General features: G+C 52.0%; 17 protein-coding genes and 1 rRNA gene. 12 read left to right on the top strand and 6 right to left on the bottom strand.

Annotated elements, in window-relative coordinates:
• Window positions 1–128: 128 nt before the first annotated feature.
• The gene (locus tag DEALDRAFT_RS13195; protein ID WP_008518328.1) at window positions 129–1,670 is read left to right on the top strand and encodes a PHP domain-containing protein; all 1,542 of its coding nucleotides are present in this window, start codon (window positions 129–131) and stop codon (window positions 1,668–1,670) included.
• Between the two features lie 9 nt (window positions 1,671–1,679).
• Here DEALDRAFT_RS13195 and DEALDRAFT_RS13190 read toward each other — a convergent pair whose 3' ends face one another.
• Window positions 1,680–2,123 carry a hypothetical protein gene (locus DEALDRAFT_RS13190; RefSeq protein WP_008518326.1) on the bottom strand — a complete coding sequence of 148 codons (444 nt, stop codon included), beginning with the start codon at window positions 2,121–2,123 and terminating at the stop codon, window positions 1,680–1,682.
• Window positions 2,124–2,201: 78 nt separating this feature from the next.
• On the opposite strand from DEALDRAFT_RS13190, the gene DEALDRAFT_RS13185 reads away from it, so the two are divergent.
• Window positions 2,202–2,792: a DNA-3-methyladenine glycosylase gene (locus DEALDRAFT_RS13185; protein WP_008518324.1), complete on the top strand. Its 591-nt coding sequence runs from the start codon at window positions 2,202–2,204 to the stop codon at window positions 2,790–2,792.
• A gap of 6 nt (window positions 2,793–2,798) precedes the next feature.
• Window positions 2,799–5,126, top strand: a complete 2,328-nt coding sequence (locus DEALDRAFT_RS13180) for an endonuclease MutS2 (protein WP_008518322.1) — start codon at window positions 2,799–2,801, stop codon at window positions 5,124–5,126.
• Window positions 5,127–5,185: 59 nt separating this feature from the next.
• On the opposite strand, the gene DEALDRAFT_RS13175 is transcribed toward DEALDRAFT_RS13180, so the two are convergent.
• On the bottom strand, window positions 5,186–7,864 hold the full coding sequence (locus DEALDRAFT_RS13175) for a transglycosylase domain-containing protein (RefSeq protein ID WP_008518321.1): 2,679 nt from the start codon (window positions 7,862–7,864) through the stop codon (window positions 5,186–5,188).
• A gap of 416 nt (window positions 7,865–8,280) precedes the next feature.
• Here DEALDRAFT_RS13175 and DEALDRAFT_RS13170 point away from each other — a divergent pair, with 416 nt between their 5' ends.
• Genes DEALDRAFT_RS13170 through DEALDRAFT_RS13160 form a run of 3 tightly spaced genes read left to right on the top strand, consistent with a single transcriptional unit; the run spans window position 8,281 to window position 10,425 of the window.
• The gene (locus tag DEALDRAFT_RS13170; RefSeq protein ID WP_008518319.1) at window positions 8,281–8,973 is read left to right on the top strand and encodes a DUF1538 domain-containing protein; all 693 of its coding nucleotides are present in this window, start codon (window positions 8,281–8,283) and stop codon (window positions 8,971–8,973) included.
• Window positions 8,970–9,770 carry a DUF1538 domain-containing protein gene (locus DEALDRAFT_RS13165; RefSeq protein ID WP_008518317.1) on the top strand — a complete coding sequence of 267 codons (801 nt, stop codon included), beginning with the start codon at window positions 8,970–8,972 and terminating at the stop codon, window positions 9,768–9,770. The genes DEALDRAFT_RS13170 and DEALDRAFT_RS13165 overlap by 4 nt, the downstream gene beginning before the upstream one ends.
• Window positions 9,694–10,425 (top strand): P-II family nitrogen regulator, encoded by a 732-nt coding sequence (locus tag DEALDRAFT_RS13160; protein ID WP_040379136.1) that lies wholly within the window; start codon window positions 9,694–9,696, stop codon window positions 10,423–10,425. The genes DEALDRAFT_RS13165 and DEALDRAFT_RS13160 overlap by 77 nt, the downstream gene beginning before the upstream one ends.
• Before the next feature lie 33 nt (window positions 10,426–10,458).
• On the opposite strand, the gene DEALDRAFT_RS13155 is transcribed toward DEALDRAFT_RS13160, so the two are convergent.
• Window positions 10,459–11,022, bottom strand: a complete 564-nt coding sequence (locus tag DEALDRAFT_RS13155; RefSeq protein WP_008518313.1) for a 2'-5' RNA ligase family protein — start codon at window positions 11,020–11,022, stop codon at window positions 10,459–10,461.
• Window positions 11,023–11,128: 106 nt separating this feature from the next.
• On the opposite strand from DEALDRAFT_RS13155, the gene yunB reads away from it, so the two are divergent.
• Window positions 11,129–11,821: a sporulation protein YunB gene (gene yunB, locus DEALDRAFT_RS13150; protein WP_008518312.1), complete on the top strand. Its 693-nt coding sequence runs from the start codon at window positions 11,129–11,131 to the stop codon at window positions 11,819–11,821.
• A 2-nt stretch (window positions 11,822–11,823) separates the two neighbouring features.
• Here yunB and DEALDRAFT_RS17450 read toward each other — a convergent pair whose 3' ends face one another.
• The 3 genes from DEALDRAFT_RS17450 to DEALDRAFT_RS13140 all read right to left on the bottom strand — a co-directional run bounded on the left by DEALDRAFT_RS17450 (window position 11,824) and on the right by DEALDRAFT_RS13140 (window position 13,852).
• Window positions 11,824–11,958 carry a hypothetical protein gene (locus DEALDRAFT_RS17450; RefSeq protein ID WP_008518310.1) on the bottom strand — a complete coding sequence of 45 codons (135 nt, stop codon included), beginning with the start codon at window positions 11,956–11,958 and terminating at the stop codon, window positions 11,824–11,826.
• 101 nt (window positions 11,959–12,059) lie between these two features.
• Window positions 12,060–12,977: a DMT family transporter gene (locus DEALDRAFT_RS13145; RefSeq protein ID WP_008518308.1), complete on the bottom strand. Its 918-nt coding sequence runs from the start codon at window positions 12,975–12,977 to the stop codon at window positions 12,060–12,062.
• 38 nt (window positions 12,978–13,015) lie between these two features.
• Window positions 13,016–13,852 carry an amidohydrolase family protein gene (locus DEALDRAFT_RS13140; RefSeq protein ID WP_008518305.1) on the bottom strand — a complete coding sequence of 279 codons (837 nt, stop codon included), beginning with the start codon at window positions 13,850–13,852 and terminating at the stop codon, window positions 13,016–13,018.
• Between the two features lie 162 nt (window positions 13,853–14,014).
• On the opposite strand from DEALDRAFT_RS13140, the gene DEALDRAFT_RS13135 reads away from it, so the two are divergent.
• The 5 genes from DEALDRAFT_RS13135 to DEALDRAFT_RS13115 form a co-directional block, all read left to right on the top strand.
• Window positions 14,015–15,682: an FAD-binding protein gene (locus tag DEALDRAFT_RS13135; protein ID WP_008518304.1), complete on the top strand. Its 1,668-nt coding sequence runs from the start codon at window positions 14,015–14,017 to the stop codon at window positions 15,680–15,682.
• The gene (locus tag DEALDRAFT_RS13130) at window positions 15,679–16,344 is read left to right on the top strand and encodes a 2Fe-2S iron-sulfur cluster-binding protein (protein ID WP_008518302.1); all 666 of its coding nucleotides are present in this window, start codon (window positions 15,679–15,681) and stop codon (window positions 16,342–16,344) included. The genes DEALDRAFT_RS13135 and DEALDRAFT_RS13130 overlap by 4 nt, the downstream gene beginning before the upstream one ends.
• Window positions 16,341–16,883: a DNA polymerase ligase N-terminal domain-containing protein gene (locus tag DEALDRAFT_RS13125; protein WP_008518300.1), complete on the top strand. Its 543-nt coding sequence runs from the start codon at window positions 16,341–16,343 to the stop codon at window positions 16,881–16,883. The genes DEALDRAFT_RS13130 and DEALDRAFT_RS13125 overlap by 4 nt, the downstream gene beginning before the upstream one ends.
• Window positions 16,883–17,266, top strand: a complete 384-nt coding sequence (locus tag DEALDRAFT_RS13120; protein WP_040379133.1) for a hypothetical protein — start codon at window positions 16,883–16,885, stop codon at window positions 17,264–17,266. Before DEALDRAFT_RS13125 ends, DEALDRAFT_RS13120 begins: the two co-directional genes overlap by 1 nt.
• A gap of 458 nt (window positions 17,267–17,724) precedes the next feature.
• Window positions 17,725–18,641 (top strand): 16S ribosomal RNA (locus DEALDRAFT_RS13115); the annotation flags it as partial.

Raw genomic sequence — 18,641 nt, 5'->3', positions numbered from 1 at the left:
AGTAAAGCTAACAGCCGTGTGAAAACACGGTTACTTTTTTATTCTCTAGTAAAATATAATACTGCTTTAATTTTTGCAAAGCCGTTAATCTGTAAGATAGAAGAAACCTCACAGCTGGAGTGAATGTTATGCACAATCGTGATGTGGCAGAGATGCTGGACCGGGCTGCACGTATCCTTGCCCTGCGGGGCGAAAACCGTTATCGGGTCCGTGCTTATAAACGGGCCGCCCGCGCAGTAATATCAGCACCGGAAGAAATTGAACAGTTAATCCGTAAAAACCGGCTGCAATCCCTGGAGGGAGTGGGTAGTGGCCTGGCTGCCAAGATTAAGGAGATAGTCAGGACCGGTAAGCTGCCCTTGTTGGAGAGGCTGGAAACGGGAAAACTACCACCCCTTGAACAGAATCGGCAAATTATGCTGGCATCGGCTCTGACCTTAGTGTCGGAGCTTATCCCACAGCTAAAGGAGCTCTCCGGCGTGGGCCGGGTGGAAGTTACCGGAGATGTGCGCCGCAGCCGGGAAATGGTGTCAGAGGTAGCTGTGGTGGTGGGGGCAGATGATTTGGCCGCCGCCAGAGAATCTTTTAAGCAAAGTGACTTTCTGCATCAACTAAGCTGGGACGGCAACTTTTGCCGGGCAATACACAGCTACGGGATCCCAGTGGCTCTGTATCTTGTCCACCGGGATGATTTCTGCCTGACACATTGGGTAACCACCGGCAGCAAAAATCACGTGCAGAAGGTGGCCGCCGCCATAGAAAAGGTTACCGGCCATGACCTGCTTAGCCAGGAAGCAAAAACCATGCCGCACAGCTTCATGGAGGAAGAGGAGATATATGAACTGGCAGAAATGTCGTACGTGCCGCCGGAATTGCGGGAAGATGCCGGTGAACTGACGGCAGCTGCCAAAGGAGCCCTTCCCGCCCTGATAACTGCAGATCAGTATCGCGGTGATTTGCATGTCCATACCGACTGGAGCGACGGTACGGCGGATGTGGAAAAAATGGTTAAAGCGGCTGCGGAGTTGGGTTATGAATATCTTGCCGTTACAGACCATTCCCGCACCCTGAAAATTGCCCGCGGCCTTTCTTTGGAGCGGCTGGCGGAACAGAAAAAGTTTATCGCCTCCCTGCAGGAAAAATATCCGAATATCCGCATCTTGGCCGGGATTGAAGCCGATATCCTTGATGACGGCAGTGTGGATGCTCCGGATGAGGTCCTCTCCGGCCTGGATGTGGTGGTGGCTTCGGTGCACAGCGGTTTCAGGCAGAGCCGGCAGAAATTAACGCAGCGAATTTGCCGTGCCATGCAAAATAAGTATGTTCAGATTATCGGCCATGCCACCGGACGGCTGCTGGGCAAGCGGGACCCCTATGATGTGGATGTGGAGGAGTTAATCCGTACTGCTGCCGGCACCGGCACAGTGCTGGAAATAAACTCTTCTCCGGACCGCCTGGATATCAACGGTGATTATGCCCGCAGGGCAAAAGAGACAGGGGTGAAGATTGCCATTAATACCGATGCCCACAGCCAGTTGGAGTTGGCCAACGTAGGTCTGGGTATTGCCACCGCCCGCCGGGGCTGGCTTACTGCGGAAAATGTGGTAAATACCCGCTCTGCCTCAGACCTACTCCCTTTATTGCAACGAAAAAAATTAAACCGGCAGTAATTGCCGGTTTTAATGGATGTGGTTTTGATGAGTATGGTTTTGCTGCATCATAATTTCACATTCTTTAACCATCTGGGCCATTTGCGAGAAGCAGCGGTTCTCTGAAAGCGCCCCTTGTGATTCGGACAGGGCGGAGACTGCCAGCTGCAGAGCCTGCGTTACCTGCTTTTGCGAGTCTTCCTGCTGCTCCTGTACGCTGTTGGCCAGCTGTTTGACCATTTCCAGCAGGAATTGAGGATTGTTGCGCGGGCCCTGCTCCTCCAACACCTCCTGCATGGCCAGTACCTGGGCGTGCATGGCCTTGATTTTTTGCAGCTGGGCCTGCAGAGCTGCTGCTTTCTGCAGGGTCTGCTGCAGCGCCTGTTCGGCCAGTTGCTGCTGCTCTTTAATGGCCCCGTGCAGGTTTTCAATGTTTTCCTGCAGATCTTTTTGTTCCCACATCTGAACTGTCATATCTATCACCTCAAATCTTTGCTGCCGTTGTTGTTAGTGTGCCGTAGATAATACAGTTTATAAGTAAAGGTGAGTACTATGGATCAATTTTTCCAACAACCCCTATCGAAAACGTTTTACCGTAAACCTACTGAAGAAGTGGCCCGACGGATGCTGGGCAAACTTTTGGTTCATAAATCTGCACAAGGAATTACTGCCGGCCGGATTGTGGAGACTGAAGCCTATCTGTTTCATAATGATCCGGCATGTCATGCCTGCCGGGGAATGACAGCCCGCAACCAGGCTATGTTTGGTGAGGCGGGGTACGCCTATGTTTATTTAATTTACGGGATTCATTACTGTTTTAATGTGGTCGCCGCGCCTCCGGGAGAGGGAGAAGCGGTGCTGGTCCGGGCACTGGAGCCCGTCTATGGCCTGGAATTAATGGCCCAAAGGCGGAAAACACAAGTAAAAAGGCAATTGACCTCCGGCCCGGGAAAATTGTGCCAGGCCATGGCCATAGATAAAACGTTAAACGAGGCGGATTTGACCGCCGGGCCCTTGTTTCTGGCCGATGACGGAGAAGAACCCGGGGAAATCATTACCACCACCCGGATAGGTATTTCAGTGGCAGAGGATTTGCCGCTGCGCTTTTATGTAAGCGGGAACCCTTATGTATCGAGGAAGTGATAGTAAATGGAGAGAGAGATTCGCTTATTGGAGTTTGCCGCAATCCGACAGGCTCTGATGGATTATACAGTTACCCCCATGGGCAGGGAGCTGGCCGAGGATTTAACCCCCACATCCCAGCTGGAGCTGGCCCGGCGCTGGCAGGCTGAAACCACTGAAGCGGTGTCCTTAATTAAACGCAACCAGATTGGGTTGGAGAGGGTGCCGGATTTGCGCCGCATTCTGGATGTGGCAGCCCGCGGCAGCATGTTAGGGGAAGAACAGCTTTTTGGTGTATGGCGCCTGCTGCAGGCGGTGACAAAGCTAAAAGGCTTCTTTAAGGAAAAAGAGGGCTATCCGGTATTGACCGGCCTCACCCGGCAGATGGATGCTCTGCCTAACCTGCGTGAGGAGCTGAAAAATACCCTGGATGAAGAAGGCCGCCTGCGTGATCAGGCCAGTGCCGAACTGTTGCGCCTGCGACGCAGTATCAATGGGGGAGAGCAGGACTTGCGGGAGCGCTTTGACCGTTTTGTCCGCAACCCCGGCAATCATAAAGCTTTGCAGGAAAACCTGGTTACGGTACGGGGAGACCGGCTGGTGGTGCCTATTAGGCAGGAGTACAGGTCTCAGGTCCCCGGAGTGGTCCATGACCAGTCTGCCAGCGGTGCCACGCTGTTTATCGAACCGCTCTGGGCGGTGGAGGCCAATAACCGGCTTACTGTGCTGCGGCGGGAAGAGGAAAAGGAAAGGGAAAGAATCCTGGTCAGGCTGTCGCAATGGGCCGGCGGTGAAAAGGAAACGCTGGTAACGTCCCTGACCCTTTATGCGGAACTGGATTTTATCATAGCCAAAGCACGGCTGAGCCTGGCGCAAAAAGCCAGCGAGCCCAAATTAAACGACCGGGGTTATCTGCATATCCTCTCGGGGCGGCATCCACTGTTGACCGGTGACGTGGTACCCATTTCCCTGGAAATGGGGGAGAATTTACGCACACTGGTTATTACCGGGCCCAATACGGGAGGAAAAACAGTTACCTTAAAGACTGTGGGCCTTTTCTCCATTATGGCGCAAAGCGGGCTGCATGTCCCGGCTGAGGAAGGCAGCGAACTTGCCGTGTTTCCCCGCATCTTCGCCGATATCGGTGATGAGCAGGATATCACCCAGTCCTTGTCCACTTTTTCCGGACACTTAAAAAACATCATCGACATCCTGGGGCAACTGGTCCCCGGTTCCCTGGTATTGTTGGACGAAGTGGGTGCCGGCACCGATCCCACCGAAGGAGCGGGCCTGGCCATGGCCATTCTGGAGTACCTGCATAACTTCGGAGCGGTTACCGTAGGCACCACCCACTACAGTCAGTTAAAGACTTTTGCCTATGTTACCCAAGGCATGGAAAACGCATCGGTGGAGTTTGATGTGGCCACACTGCGCCCCACCTATCAGCTTCTGGTGGGCGTTCCCGGTGTCAGCAACGCCTTTGCCATTGCCCAAAGGTTGGGTTTGGATCAGGACATTATCCGTCGCGGCAAAGAGTTTCTCTCCCAGGAGGAGACCCGTCTGGAGGAGGTGGTGGCCGATTTGGTGGCCGACCGCCAGCGCATTGAAGTGGTATCCCGCCAGGTGGAAGATGAAAGGCAGCAATCAAAAGCACTGCTTTTGCAAATCCAACAGGAAAAAGAGGACCTGGCCCGGCGCAAAAGCGAAATACTGGAAAAAGCCAGACGTGATGCCCAGGAAACGGTGATTTCCGCCAAAAGGGAAGCCCAGCAGCTCTTAAAACAGCTGCGCAAAATGGCTGCAGCCGCTTCTCCTCTCCAGGAGGAGGTGGAAAACGCAGCGGAAAAGCTTCGTAAACTGGACACTGATTTTACAGAACTGCAGGTTTCCCAGTCCACCTCTAAACCGCTTTCCGCCGAGGAGCTGACAGAAGGCAGTGAAGTATATGTCAACAGCCTGGGGCAGCGTGGCACGGTGGTTAAGGCGGGGCAAAGCCAAATCCAGGTGCAGGTGGGTATGATGCGGATTACCGTGGAGCCCGCCGACCTGTCCTATGTGAAGCCAACGAAAAAGGAATCCCCCCGGCCCACAACCATGGTTAGCCGGCGGGATGTGCCGCCCGAGTTGGATTTGCGTGGCCACACCTTAGATGAGGCGGCCATGAAAGTGGAAACTTATCTGGATGAAGCTGCTCTGGCCGGATTGAAGGAAGTACGGCTGATTCACGGTAAGGGTACGGGCCGACTCCGTGCCGGATTACAGGATTATTTAAAGGGCCACCCCCATGTGGCCTCCATGCGGATGGGCCAGCCTGCAGAGGGCGGCACCGGTGCCACGGTAATTGAAATAAAATAAGAAACACAAAAGCCCCCGGATCAGTTTCAGTTACACTGACCGGGGGCTTTAACTAACCGTTAGTTGTTGTTATTGCCTCTGCCTCGATTCTCATTACCATTATTGTCGTTGTCATTGTCATCATTATCATCATCGTTGTCATCGTCGTCGGGTTCCGGGTCAGGCTCCGGTTCGGGCTTCGGCTCATCTACCAAGACACTGACTGAGGCGGGAGAAGAGGTTACCCCTTCAGAGCTTACGGCAACAACCTGGTAAGTGTAGGCACCGGGGGAAAGTTTTTTATCGGTATATGAGGTGCCTTTTATTGGTTTAGAAGTAATCTGCTCCAATTCCCCGTTGCTGCCCCTTTCCCGGAAAATGAGATAACCGGAAGCATCTTTGGCCTCATCCCAGGACAGTGATACCTTGCCGTCATCACTGCCGCTGCCTCTGAGGTTACTTACATCGCCGGGCCTGTAAGTGTGTTGGTCACAGACCTCTTTGGGCGGTTTTTTGCCGTCGTCGGCATCGGCAGGCTTGGGACGTCCCTGAATGCTTTCAAATTCAGGCCGGTCAAAGAAGACTTTTGTTTTCCTGTGTTCGGCCGGGCAGTAGTCGCTGGCCAACAGTCCGGTTTCGCTGCAGATTTCCAGCTCCACGTGGAGGTCACACACTTTAGTGGGGACGTTTTTCGGCAGGAACCAGTCACTGACAATGGTATCTTTAGGACAATAATCACTGGGCAGCAGGCCGCTTTTGTTGGAGACGGAAACCCTGCGCAGCCCGTCGGGGCGCTCAAAACCTCTGTCGGGCAAATCCTCGTGAATATGTCTCATAATCGGAATCATGAACGGATTTGTATCGGCCCCTGAGCTTAAGCCGCCGTCTTCATACCTGTCGTCCCAGCGATCCCGTCCCTGCCAGAAGACTGCTACATAGTCGGGAGTATATGCCGCCAGCCAGACGTTTTGTTTATTGTCACTGGTGCCGGTTTTTGCCGCCACGGTGCGGCCGATGCGAAAGCCTGCGGCGGTACCGTGCCTTACCGCATCCACCAGGACATCGGTGGTGAGCCAGGCGGCCTGCGGGGAAAGGATTTCTTCATGGGTTGGTGTGTATTCATATAGCACGTTACCTCTGCTGTCCTCAATTCTGGTAACGGTGGTAAGGTCGGTGCGCACACCTTCATTGGCCAGCACGGCAAAGGCCTGTGCCATTTCATAGGGGTTTGTACCTGTTGTTACCGAACCCAGTGCAACAGACAACCCTTCGTCGGACAAAGATTCAATCCCCATTCTTTGAGCGTAATCTTTGCCTGTGCTCAAGCCCAGTTCGTGCAGTACGCTTACGGCAGGGATATTGCGGGAACGGAGCAGTGCTGTGCGCACAGTCATCAGTCCCTGATAGCGGCGGTCAAAATTGTTTGGCTGATAATCCCGGGTAGAGCCGGGCCAGGATTTGGGAGCATCGTCTACAACGGTCCCGGGGCTGATAACGCCTTCATTAAAGGCCGGGGCAAAGGCCACAATGGGTTTAATGGTGGAGCCGGCCTGTAACCTTCCTTCGATGGCCCGGTTTATCTGGTTGGTGCTGACATCATATTCCCGGCCGCCAACAATGGCTGATACATAACCGGTTTTGGGGTCGGCGATAACCATGGCAGCCTGGTTCTGCACCGGCTTGCCTTCTTCACGGATATCTCGTTTGGTATAGAGATCGGGATTGTTAATTGTCTCTTCTGCAAACTTTTGTGCTTCAGGGTCTAAGGTGGTGTAGATTCTCAGGCCGCCGCGATAAATGATATCATAGAGTTCTGATCTGGAGAGTCCGTCATATTGGGGAAGAGAGGCCAGGATTGCCAGGACATTATCCTTTGCTCCCCGGCGATCCGGTGGCGGAACCACAGAGTCGATGAACCACTGATACGAATAGCTGCGTTTGGGCGGACCCACAAGCTCCAGTTCTTCCTCCCGCGCTTCCTGTGCTTCCGCTGCAGTGATCATCTCCAGGTCAACCATGCGGTTTAAAACCAGAGACTGCCTTTTTTGAGATTCTTCCAGGTTACGGTATGGGGAGTACCTGCCGGGCAAATTGGGGATGCCGGCTAAAATGGCGGCTTCCGCCAGGGTTACATCTGAAGCGCTCTTGCCAAAATAGGTTTGCGCCGCAGCTTCCACACCGTAGGCGTTAAAATCAAAGAAAATACGATTTAAATAGAATTCCAGAATTTCTTCTTTGGTGTAGCTGCGCTCCATTTGATAGGCGATGTATAGTTCCTGAACCTTACGCTTCATTTCGCGATCTGTGGTTAAAAAGGCGTTTTTTACTAACTGCTGGGTAATGGTACTGCCACCCTGGATGGTGCCGGTGCCGCCAAAGAAGTTGTGGTACGCTGCGCGGGTAATACCCCGCACATCAAAGCCGGGATGATCGTAAAACCGCTCGTCTTCAATGGCAATAAAGGCGTTAATCAGATCTTCAGAAATTTCATCCAGAGAGACGGCGATGCGGTTTTCCGCCCCCAAAAGCGGCGTAACTTCATTGCCGTCTTTGTCATAAATAAAAGAGGTTTGTGAAGGCAGAATCTGTTCCGGATCAAATTCCGGGATGTCCTCCATATAGGCGGCTACTATGGTATAGGTGGTAAAGCCGGTGGCCACTGCCAGCACAATGAATATTGCAACCAGAATAAGTAAGAGGCGCAGGATGCGCTGTTTTTTTATTTTGTTTTTACCATTTTTTCTTTGGTCGTTTGACATAGGGTTCTCCTTTCAAGAGAAACTTCTAAATGATTATACCATATACTACAAAATTCGGTAACCGAGCAATTTGTTTGCCAGGCAGAGAGCTGCTTTGCAAAACGTCAAATGGCTTGGCAGAATGAATAAGAATGAACTCAGGGCGCCTATTTAGCCAAATACGCTGGTTTGTTTCCTGGAAGCTCGGCGACAGTACCATATTATAAGGAATAATACCATAGAGTTTATCTGAGAAGAAGAGCTGTTAAAAAAACTTAAATAATCCGTGAGTAGCGGCAGCCCGATATTTAAAGAAAAAAGTCTTAACAAATTATGATGACACGGTCTCAGGATGCTTCATTTCCGCTTTTCCGGCAGGAATTATTAGCTCTTGGGGACAATTATATACAGGGAAACCAAGAGTACAGGAGGTGCCCATGCAGACTGTTAACGAAACGGTTAAAGAAGTTCTCTTTGCGGTGCTTCCCATTACCGTGGTGGTAATCATTTTACAATTTACTTTAATCTGGCTCCCTCTGGCGGAGTTTATTCAGTTCATGGTGGGCGTCATTATGGTAACGGCCGGACTCATCTTATTTCTGTTAGGCGTGCAGATGGGTATGCTCCCGGTGGGGGAACATATCGGTGCCGCTTTGCCGGCAACAGGGAAGGTCTGGCTGGTGGTCTTTTTTGGCTTGCTTTTAGGTTTTGTGGTTACCGTGGCCGAGCCGGATGTCCGGGTGCTGGCCACACAGGTGGACCTGGTTTCCGCCGGCGCCGTATCCAAAAATATGCTGATCTATACTGTGGCCCTGGGGGTTGCCATTTTTGTGGGCCTGGCCATGCTGCGAACTTTTTTGGGCATCCCCCTGCAGTATCTGCTAGTGGGCGGATATCTGGTGGTTTTTGCCCTGGCCGCATTTACTCCGGCACATTTTGTGCCCATCTCCTTTGATGCCGGCGGGGTTACCACCGGACCCATGACGGTGCCCTTTATTCTGGCCCTGGGAGTAGGGGTAGCTTCGGTTTTGCGCGGCAAAAGCGCTTCATCCGACGGCTTTGGCCTGGTAGCGCTGGCTTCCATTGGCCCAATCCTGGCGGTGCTCTTGTTGGGAGTGTTTTACGGATGAGCGAGATTAAGGTTTTTGCCGGGTTCAGTCACATTCTGCTGGAAGTGGCGGCGGCGCTTTTGCCGCTCTTAGTCCTGTTTATTTTCTTTCAGCTTACTTATTTAAAGATGCCTGTGTATAAACTAAAACAAATTGGTATCGGCCTGGTCTTGGCCTTTGCCGGCCTGTCCCTTTTTTTGCAGGGCGTATACGTGGGCTTTCTGCCGGTGGGCCAGAAAATGGGGACAGCTCTGGCTTCGCTGTCATATAACTGGATACTGATTCCCATTGGCTTTGTCCTGGGCTTTGTGGCCACCTTTGCCGAACCGGCGGTCCGGGTGCTCAACTACGAAGTGGAAAAGGCCTCCGGCGGCTATATACCGCAGACCCTTATGCTCTACACTTTGTCGTTGGGGGTGGCCGCTTCCATCGCCGTCTCCATGACCCGTATCCTGCTTGGCTTGTCTTTGTGGCCTTTTATTATTATTGGTTATGCCACGGTGCTGATAATGACCAGGTTTTCCACCCGCACCTTTACCGCCATTGCCTTTGATTCCGGGGGTGTAGCCACCGGCCCCATGACGGTAACCTTTATTTCCGCGGTGGCTTTGGGTGTGGCCACCACCCTGGAGGGTCGGGACCCTCTCTTGGAAGGGTTCGGCATGATATCCCTGGTGGCTTTGGCCCCTATTTTATCGGTACTGGTGTTAGGACTGCTGTATGGCAGAAAGGAGAGAGAAAATGAGCCTAGGCCCGCAGATGGATTGCGCGCTCCTGATGACCATCGTCAACAAAGGGATGGCCAGGAAAGTGGTTAAAGCCTCCAAAGAAGCAGGCGCTGAAGGAGGAACCACCATAATGGGGCGCGGCACCGCCTCCAAACGCCTGCATCGTTTTCTGGGCATTTCCATGGAACCGGAAAAAGAAATTATCTTTACAGTTATTCAGAAAAAAGATATGCAGCAAGTGTTGGATGCGGTGGTGGCGGCCGGCTGTATGGACAAGCCGGGAAAAGGCGTATCCTTTGTGCTAAATGTTAAGCAGGTGGCGGGAATTTGCCATCTGTGTGTGCTCAGTACACCAAGTAATGTAGGGGGGGAGCCCGTGGAAAACGCAATTCTTTATGACCTGATTGTCTCCATCGTCAACAAAGATAATGCCGAATTGGTGGTGGATGCTTCCAAAGAAGCGGGGGCTGAAGGTGGTACCATTCTCTTTGGCCGCGGCACAGGCATTCATGAACAGGCTAAGCTTTTTGGTATTTCCATTGAGCCGGAAAAAGAAATAGTTCTGACTTTAATTAACCGGGAGCAAACCTCCGATGTGTTGCAGGGCATTATTAAAAAAGCAAAACTGGATCAACCGGGAAAAGGCATTGCTTTTGTACTGGAAGTACAGCAGGTGGCCGGCATCAATCACATCCTGAACAAAATGGTCAGTGAAAAGATGAGCGACTCCAAGGTAAAAAGCTAAGAAAAACCCGCACATGGCGGGTTTTTTGTTTAATTAAGTGGAGCTGTCTTTGGCAAAGCTAAATCTCTCAATTACCTTCAGCGGGGGAAAATCCGGATCCCAGAGTTCCAGGTGGTTTAGGCGGCACCACCCGGCGGGGGAATGCTCAGCGATAATACGGCAAGCTTCCAGATATTCTTCCTGACTCCAGTGCCTGCGGGCAAACAGGGGAGTGACCAGGCTGATATGGAAATCCCATTCGGAGAAAGTCCGGGGAGCGTATCCGGCTTTTGTCAGGGCACCCTCCAATTCTCCTGCCAGCCGTGCCAGCATGGGCGAGGTAACGGCAACGCCCACCGAGGAATATGGTTCGCCAAAACAACGCTCACCACCAATGTGGACGGAAAACGGTTGGGACCTCTTAATAACTTCGTCCAGGATGGGGTAGCACTTGGCGATATTTTTCTGCGGTTCAATAACTCCCACGGTCAGATGAAGATCGGGGTAGGGAGCCGAATACATGCCAAAGCGTCTGGAGATAAATTTTTGCAGGCGGGATAAGTCCGCCATAATGTCACCTTCAGGAATGGCAACCAGATAAAATGGCTTATGGTGCAACGCGCTCACTCCTCTCGCCTCTCCTCCTATACTATCATAAAGTAGCAAATTTTTCTAACTGTCACCTTTTTTCCTCTTTTGCATACAATGTACGGGAGGGATTCGCGTGCTTAGCCGAAAAGTTTATGTCAGCAGAGAAGCATTTATTTTTTTTCTTATTGCCGTTTTTATTTTCGGCATAATTCGCATGTTCCTGTACTTTGACAGGAATCTGCGCCCCACCATTTTATCTGTAGCCAGCGCCCGGGCGGATATTATTGCCACTGAAGCCATCAACAGCGCAGTATCTGAAAAAGTGGCCCGGAATATACTTTATCAGGACCTGATTCTGTTGGAGAAGGACCGGGAAGGCCGCATTGTGATGGCCCAGACCAACAATATGGAAGTAAACCGTCTGATGTCCGAAACCACCATGCGGGTACAGGAAACTCTCACCAGCCTCAAAGGAGAAAAAATATACATACCGCTGGGCCAGGCGTTGGGCAGTTATCTGTTGGCAAACGTAGGCCCGCGCATCCCCATTACCCTCATTCCCATTGGTTTTGTAAACACAGAAATTATAGACCAGTTTGAAGAAGCGGGTATAAATCAGGTGCGCCACAAAATTTATCTGGATATTCATGCGGAGGTGGAAATCATTATCCCCTTTGTCTCCCAGGTGACAAAGGTCTCCACCACCGTGCCCATTGTGGACGCAAACTATATCGGAGAAGTGCCGGATACGGTGATTAACCTGCAATTCCCCTCCGGCCAGACTGCCCCCCTGCCTCCTTCGCCGCAGCTGCCTGCGGAGCCGTAATGCTAAAGCATATGTAATAAAACAGCCCGGGCCACAAAGTAAATTACCAACACCGGCGGCAGGCCGATGACAAGGCCGGCGGTCCAAAAACCCAGGCCGAACATGAATCCCTGTTTTAAACGCTTGGAATAATCCATAAAAAACCTCCTTCAGGCGATTTGTTACAGATTATTAAAAATCCTGGCCGAAGATGACCGGCAAATAAAAAAACACATCCGCCAATGGATGTGTTTTTCTTCTACACTTCGGTTGTGGCCTGAATGGTTTTCGGCTTATCCGCAGGTTTTCCGGCCATGGTGACCAGGGTGACTCCGGTTATGACCACCAGTCCTCCCAGGATTTGTCCCGTTCCCAGCGCCTCTTTTAAAATAACGGCTCCGCCCAGTACCCCAAATACCGGCACCAGGTTGAGAAAGCAGGTGATGGCAGAAGACCCCAGTGTTTTCAGGGCATACAGGTACAAAAAGTAGGCCACCGCCGAGCAGAAGATCCCAAGATAGGCCAGGTTAAAAAGGACGCTCCCTGTGAACTGGGCGGTATTTACACCGGCAGGAGCAATAAACAGCCCTAAGAGCGCCATTCCCGCCACCGACTGATACAGATTGATGGTGAGGCTGTTATACTTTTGCATCAGCGGTTCATTGATGCGGGTAAAAACCACCCAGGAGCAGGCGGCGCCAAAGACCAGTAAATTGCCCCGCAAATCCGCCAGCGATAATGCGCCGCCACTGCCGGAGCGAATCAAAAGCCAGGCACCAAGAAAAGATAGGGTGACGCCCACCCATCCAGCCCAGGAGTTTTTCTCGCGGAAAAAGAAAACGCCGGCCAAAACATTCAAAACAGGAATGGTGGCAATAATCAGCGACCCGGTGCCTGCTGTGGTAAAGCGCAGGCCGTTATTCTCCAGGATAAAGTATAAAAAGATACCAAAAACTCCTCCGGCAAGCATGCGGGGCAAATCACTGCGGGAAACCCTGCCGGAGCGGGACATTAAAAATACCAGGCCCAGCACGGCGGATGCCAGTATTAAACGAAAAAAAGCAATTTGGATAGCGGTAAGGCTGGTTAAGAGCACCTTGGTACTGGAAAACGAAAGACCCCAAAAAAAAGTTGTGGCCAAAACAGCCACCACGGCACGAATTTTATTTGTCTCCAAAATATGACCCCTTTAAGTAAAATAACGGGTCTATTATACTATAGGTGCTTGCAGGCGGCAATATCCGATTGCGTCAAAAATCTGAGGGCATTTTCCCGCAGCAGATTATTCTTTGTTTTTTCATCCCAGGGCAGACGGGTTATATAGTCCAGGCCGTCTGAGAGCCGGTGGCGGATCAGAGGGAAGTCACTCCCGTAGAGAATCCGGTGCGGGAAGCGCGCCAGGGAGTCGGCAACCAGAGTATGCCCGTCTGGAAACTGCGGGTTGCCCAAAATAAAAGAAGTATCCAGATATACACCGGGATTGCGGTCCATAAGGCGCCAGAAATCTTCTGTCCGGTAGCAGCCCATATGGGCCACGATAACCTTTAGCCCGGGGAAGCGCTTCAATACTTTTTGCAAATGATATGTCCCCGGCTGGTTACCGCTTTGGTCGGGAAAAGAGCCGATATGCATAATAACACCGCGGCCGTACTCCAGGGCTTGCCGGTAAACGGGGAAATAGCGGGGATCATCGGGCTCGGCGGGCTGAACGTTAAAGTGCAGCTTCATGCCGCTAAAGCCCCAGTCCCTCAGGCACTTTCTCACATTAGCTTCCGGATTTTCATCGTCGGGAAAGAAGCAGCCAAAGGGATAAATATGTGGGTTTTTCCGGCACAGTTCATACGCCCAACGATTAATCTCCAAAGCCATGCCCGGTTTATGGGCATACAGCAGCAAAAAAGCTTTTTCCACCTCATTTTCCTGCAGATGTAGCAGCGTTTCTTCTACATTGCCGCTAAAGGGGAACTCCCAGCCCAGACGCTGAAAGTAGCCATATATGGCATTCATCAGTTTTTCCGGATACATATGAATATGGGTGTCGATATGCTTCATAAAGCCACCGCCTGAATATTCTGACATATCTTTATAATAAAACATAAACGCCCTTATTTCAACTTTATCCTCATATATTCAAAAGCTCATGGTTTGACCCTCTGTTGCAATCGTAATAAGATAAAGGTTAAGACAACCAGTACATAGAATGCGGGTGAAATAATGAAGAATCGCTATGACGTAATCATTGCCGGCGGTGGCGGTGCAGGAGTAATGGCCGCCATAGCCGCCGCCCAGGCAGGTGCCAAGACAGCTTTAGTTTGCAAAGAGCCCGTCGGTTACGGCAACACCAGGATGGCGGTGGGTATCACATCCTGTGCCGGGCTGCCCGGAGATGACCGGCAGGCATTTGTAGAGGATTTGCTGAAATCGGGTGATGGTTTGTGTAATCCTCAACTGGTGGAGACACTGGTGGACGGAACCCGGGACGCACTGGGTTTTTTGGAGGAATTGGGCCACACCTTTGTCCGCAATGAAGAGGGATATTTGGAAGGTAAGGCAATAAACCGTGCAGGCGGCCACACCCGTTCCCGGACGCTCAATAGTTCGGGAAGCGGAGTGGGCATGGGGCAAATCCTGCGCACCGCTTTGCAGAAATTTCCCATTGACCTGATTGAAGATGCTTTTGTGCTGGATCTTTGCCGCCGGGAAAACATGGTTTGTGGCGTGAGGATACTGGAGCTTTCAACGGGTCTGGAGCATACACTGCAGGCGGGAGCTGTGGTATTGGCCACCGGGGGAGGCAGTTGGCTTTTCTATCCCCAGACCAGCAATAACCGTGGCTCCTGCGGAGACGGCTACGCCCTGGCGCTTCGCCATGGCGCCCGGTTGCAGGATATGGAACAGGTACAGGCCATCCCCTTTGGTATTACCCACCCCGATGCTTACCGGGGCCTGCTCTGCGGAGAACCGGTGGTGGCGGGCCCGGCAGGCCGGATTATAGATGGTGAAGGAAACACGGTGCTCGACGGCGCTATTAACAGTATGAGCCGTGCTGAGGTGGTACGGGCCATGGCCAGGCCCATCGGTAATGGACAAACCGCCGAGCATGGTGGGTTGACGCTGGATTTAACGCCGAACATGAAGCTGGATAATGGAGCTGAAATTCGCCATCGCATCCGTTCTTCCGGTATAACTGATAACGTGCTGCCTGCATACGGGAAGAAAGCTTACGACTGGGAGAAGCCCTGGGAAGTGCTGCCCACCGCTCACTTTTTTATGGGCGGAATTCAGGCCGATGCAGATGGCGCCACCGCTGTGCCCGGATTATATGCGGCGGGTGAAGTGATGGGAGGCGTTCATGGTGCAAACCGACTGGGATCGGCGGCGTTGGCAGAAATTATGGTCTTTGGCCTGCGCGCCGGCCGGGCGGCAGCTAAGTTTGCCAAAGATCATGTACAACCCTCTTTCTCTGCAGACAGCGTTCCTTCCCCGTTAATCGGGCTTCAGGGCAGCCACCGCCCGGCCCATTTAAGCCGTAGGCTGCAGCAATTGATGTGGCACCATGCCGGATTGGTCCGAGACCGTGACGGCCTGTTAATCGCCCTTGCCGGGGTGGATGCACTCCAGGCAGAAGCGCATGATCTCTCTGTAAGCAAAGAGCAAGTCTATAACGGTGACCTGCGTGATGCCGTTGAACTGGATTTTATGCTACAGACCGCCAAGCTGGTTTTAATCTCCGCTTTGGAGCGGGAAGAATCACGTGGTGCACATCTGCGCTCCGACTTTCCCCAACACGGCGGCAGCAACTGGGAGCAAAATATTGTCCTCTGGCAGGATGATTCCGGTCAAATCAGGCACTGCCAAGAAAGGTGCGGACATAAACAATGAAGACTATCAGAATAAACCAATATGTGCCCGAAAGAAAGGATCTGGTACAGACGGAGTATCAGGTTCCCAACTCGCCCGGGGCCACCGTACTGCAGGCACTGCAATATATCTATGAAGAGCTGGATGGGTCACTGGCCTTTCGCTACGGCTGCCGCTACAATCACTGCGGACTGTGCGGCGTGATGGTTGACGGCAAGCCCCGGCTGGCCTGCAAGGTAAAGCTGGATTCAGTCTCGGAAATCTCTCCGCTTACAGGGCTGCCTCTTTTGCGCAGCCTGGTGGTGGATCGCTCCGGCTATATGAAAAAGCTGCAGGATCTGGCCTTGTATCCACAGGGCGGGGCCGTTGAACCGTTGGGTGAACTGCAGGAGGACTCGCTGCATAAAAACTTAATGAAGTGTCTGGAATGCCTTTGCTGCGTATCGTCCTGCTCACAACATACAGAAGGCGATAACTCCTCTGTGGATCCCTATGTGTTTGTAAAGCTGGCCCAACTTCACCTGGATCCCCGGGACGAAACAGACCGCCAGGCGCAGGCTAGGGCCAATGGGATAGATAAATGCGCAGACTGCGGCAAGTGCAGTTGTCCCAACGGGATTCCTATAAAAAAGGCTATTTTATCCCTTAAGGGTAATAAGACGGTGGCGGAGGAAGTTGAATGAGTAAAAAGAAATTATCCTTTGTGGTGCAGCAGCATGATGCCACCCATATGCACTGGGATTTTCGCCTGGAGATGGACGGCGTATTGGTCTCCTGGGCTATCCCCAAAGGACCCAGTTTGAACCCGGCTAATAAACGGCTGGCTATCCGGGTTGTGGATCATGAGTTCAGCTACAAAGATTTTGAAGGTGTGATTACCGGTGACGATTACGGAGCAGGGAAGGTAATTATCTGGGATAGCGGGTACTACGAACCGGCAGGAGCCGATCCCGCTGCAGATTTGCACCGGTCGTGGCTGGCGGATGGTAAGCTGGAATTTACCCTTTATGGTGAAAAGCTAAAAGGACAGTGGGCACTGATTAAAACCAAGAGCAAGCAATACGGGGAAGATTCCTGGTTGCTTATAAAAAAGAAGGATGAGTTTGCTGCGGAGGAAGATATACTTGAAAAGGAACGGAAATCTGTGGTTTCGGGAAAAAGCATAGAAGAGATCACAGAGGAAGACGGGACTCTTAGCAGTGATTCTTGGGATGAGGAGTGATGACTGTGCCGCAGTTTAGGTTATTGGTTACCCTGCATTCTTATTTTGGCCCGTCCTGGCAGCTGGATGTGCGAGGGGACACCCTATACTGGGTTAAGTCCACTAACGGTGAAGTGGTTCAGGAAAAGACCAAAACTATATCTGCTGCAGAAATCGATACCTTTATTAAGGAAGCGGAACAAAGCGGTGTCTTTGCGTGGGAGGAACACTATATGCATTGTTGTATGCTGGACGGAGCTACCTGGTCATTGGATTTACAGGCGGGTAATCGTCGCATACAAACCCGCGGAACCAACGGGTACCCGGAAAGCTGGCCGCAGTTTTGTGAGGCTTTAAAGCGGTTGGCAGCAAGTGCCGAAAACCCCTGCGAAATTATGCTTTAACCGGTTGACAACTTTCGCGAACCATGGTAATATAAGATTCGTGCCGCAACGGCAAGCGACAAGGTTATTTGCACAAGTAACCGGGAAAATTACCAGAAAATGATGCTTGTAAGGGCGTTGTCAGTATGGTATAATTAACTTCCTGTCGCAACGGGATACATACTTGTCAGCTTCCAGCACGGAACGACATCTTCCAAAAAAAGGTTCTTGATTCAAGGCCTTGAATATGATAAGATAGAGTTCCGGTCGCGAGAGCGGCAAGGATGTAAAGAGAGTTTTGCTCTTTGAAAACTAAACAGGAAATGCCATGCGAAGTAACATCGATTACGATGTAACACTTTACGTTTTGTCAAGGCAGGGGTAACCCTGAACCGGACGAACAACAATGCTTCAAAACAAATTGGAGCCATTCAAATCTTCTCTAATGAAGACCAGACTGCTTAGCGGTTCTGATATACTTTTTGGAGAGTTTGATCCTGGCTCAGGACGAACGCTGGCGGCGTGCTTAACACATGCAAGTCGAACGGGGTCCTAGGGTAGCTTGCTACCCGACCGACCTAGTGGCGCACGGGTGAGTAACACGTGGGCAATCTGCCCGGAAGACTGGGATAACAGCCCGAAAGGGCTGCTAATACCGGATACCTTCGCGGAGTCGCATGACTCTGTGAAGAAATGTTTTTTCGCTTCCGGATGAGCCCGCGTCCCATTAGCTAGTTGGTGAGGTAACGGCTCACCAAGGCAACGATGGGTAGCTGGTCTGAGAGGACGATCAGCCACACTGGAACTGAGACACGGTCCAGACTCCTACGGGAGGCAGCAGTGGGGAATCTTGCGCAATGGGCGAAAGCCTGACGCAGCAACGCCGTGTGAACGATGAAGGCCTTAGGGTCGTAAAGTTCTGTCAAGGGGGAAGAAGTTCTGACGGTACCCCTGGAGGAAGCTCCGGCTAACTACGTGCCAGCAGCCGCGGTAATACGTAGGGAGCGAGCGTTGTCCGGAATTACTGGGCGTAAAGGGCGTGTAGGCGGCCAATCAAGTCAGGTGTGAAAATCCAAGGCTCAACCTTGGACGTGCACTTGAAACTGGTTGACTTGAGTGCAGGAGAGGAAAGTGGAATTCCCAGTGTAGCGGTGAAATGCGTAGATATTGGGAGGAACACCAGTGGCGAAGGCGACTTTCTGGCCTGTAACTGACGCTGAGGCGCGAAAGCTAGGGGAGCAAACAGGATTAGATACCCTGGTAGTCCTAGCCGTAAACGATGGGTACTAGTGTAGGGGGGTTTAGATGCCCTCTGTGCCGCAGTTTACCACATTAAGTACCGCGGCCTGGGGAGTACGGCCGCAAGGCTGAAACTCAAAGGAATTGACGGGGGCCC

It is taken from the genome of Dethiobacter alkaliphilus AHT 1 (assembly GCF_000174415.1).
In the GTDB taxonomy this organism is placed as follows: Bacteria; Bacillota; Dethiobacteria; order Dethiobacterales; family Dethiobacteraceae; genus Dethiobacter; species Dethiobacter alkaliphilus.
Note: the sequence above shows the minus strand (reverse complement) of the source record. Positions and strands in the feature narration are given on the sequence as shown.

What these genes read in the sequence shown, in the direction of transcription:
- DEALDRAFT_RS13195 (WP_008518328.1), top strand. Translation starts at nt 129, where the DNA reads ATGCACAATCGTGATGTGGCAGAGATGCTGGACCGGGCTGCACGTATC.
- DEALDRAFT_RS13190 (WP_008518326.1), bottom strand. Translation starts at nt 2,123, where the DNA reads ATGACAGTTCAGATGTGGGAACAAAAAGATCTGCAGGAAAACATTGAA.
- DEALDRAFT_RS13185 (WP_008518324.1), top strand. Translation starts at nt 2,202, where the DNA reads ATGGATCAATTTTTCCAACAACCCCTATCGAAAACGTTTTACCGTAAA.
- DEALDRAFT_RS13180 (WP_008518322.1), top strand. Translation starts at nt 2,799, where the DNA reads ATGGAGAGAGAGATTCGCTTATTGGAGTTTGCCGCAATCCGACAGGCT.
- DEALDRAFT_RS13175 (WP_008518321.1), bottom strand. Translation starts at nt 7,864, where the DNA reads ATGTCAAACGACCAAAGAAAAAATGGTAAAAACAAAATAAAAAAACAG.
- DEALDRAFT_RS13170 (WP_008518319.1), top strand. Translation starts at nt 8,281, where the DNA reads ATGCAGACTGTTAACGAAACGGTTAAAGAAGTTCTCTTTGCGGTGCTT.
- DEALDRAFT_RS13165 (WP_008518317.1), top strand. Translation starts at nt 8,970, where the DNA reads ATGAGCGAGATTAAGGTTTTTGCCGGGTTCAGTCACATTCTGCTGGAA.
- DEALDRAFT_RS13160 (WP_040379136.1), top strand. Translation starts at nt 9,694, where the DNA reads ATGAGCCTAGGCCCGCAGATGGATTGCGCGCTCCTGATGACCATCGTC.
- DEALDRAFT_RS17450 (WP_008518310.1), bottom strand. Translation starts at nt 11,958, where the DNA reads ATGGATTATTCCAAGCGTTTAAAACAGGGATTCATGTTCGGCCTGGGT.
- DEALDRAFT_RS13140 (WP_008518305.1), bottom strand. Translation starts at nt 13,852, where the DNA reads ATGAAGCATATCGACACCCATATTCATATGTATCCGGAAAAACTGATG.
- DEALDRAFT_RS13135 (WP_008518304.1), top strand. Translation starts at nt 14,015, where the DNA reads ATGAAGAATCGCTATGACGTAATCATTGCCGGCGGTGGCGGTGCAGGA.
- DEALDRAFT_RS13130 (WP_008518302.1), top strand. Translation starts at nt 15,679, where the DNA reads ATGAAGACTATCAGAATAAACCAATATGTGCCCGAAAGAAAGGATCTG.
- DEALDRAFT_RS13125 (WP_008518300.1), top strand. Translation starts at nt 16,341, where the DNA reads ATGAGTAAAAAGAAATTATCCTTTGTGGTGCAGCAGCATGATGCCACC.
- DEALDRAFT_RS13120 (WP_040379133.1), top strand. Translation starts at nt 16,883, where the DNA reads ATGACTGTGCCGCAGTTTAGGTTATTGGTTACCCTGCATTCTTATTTT.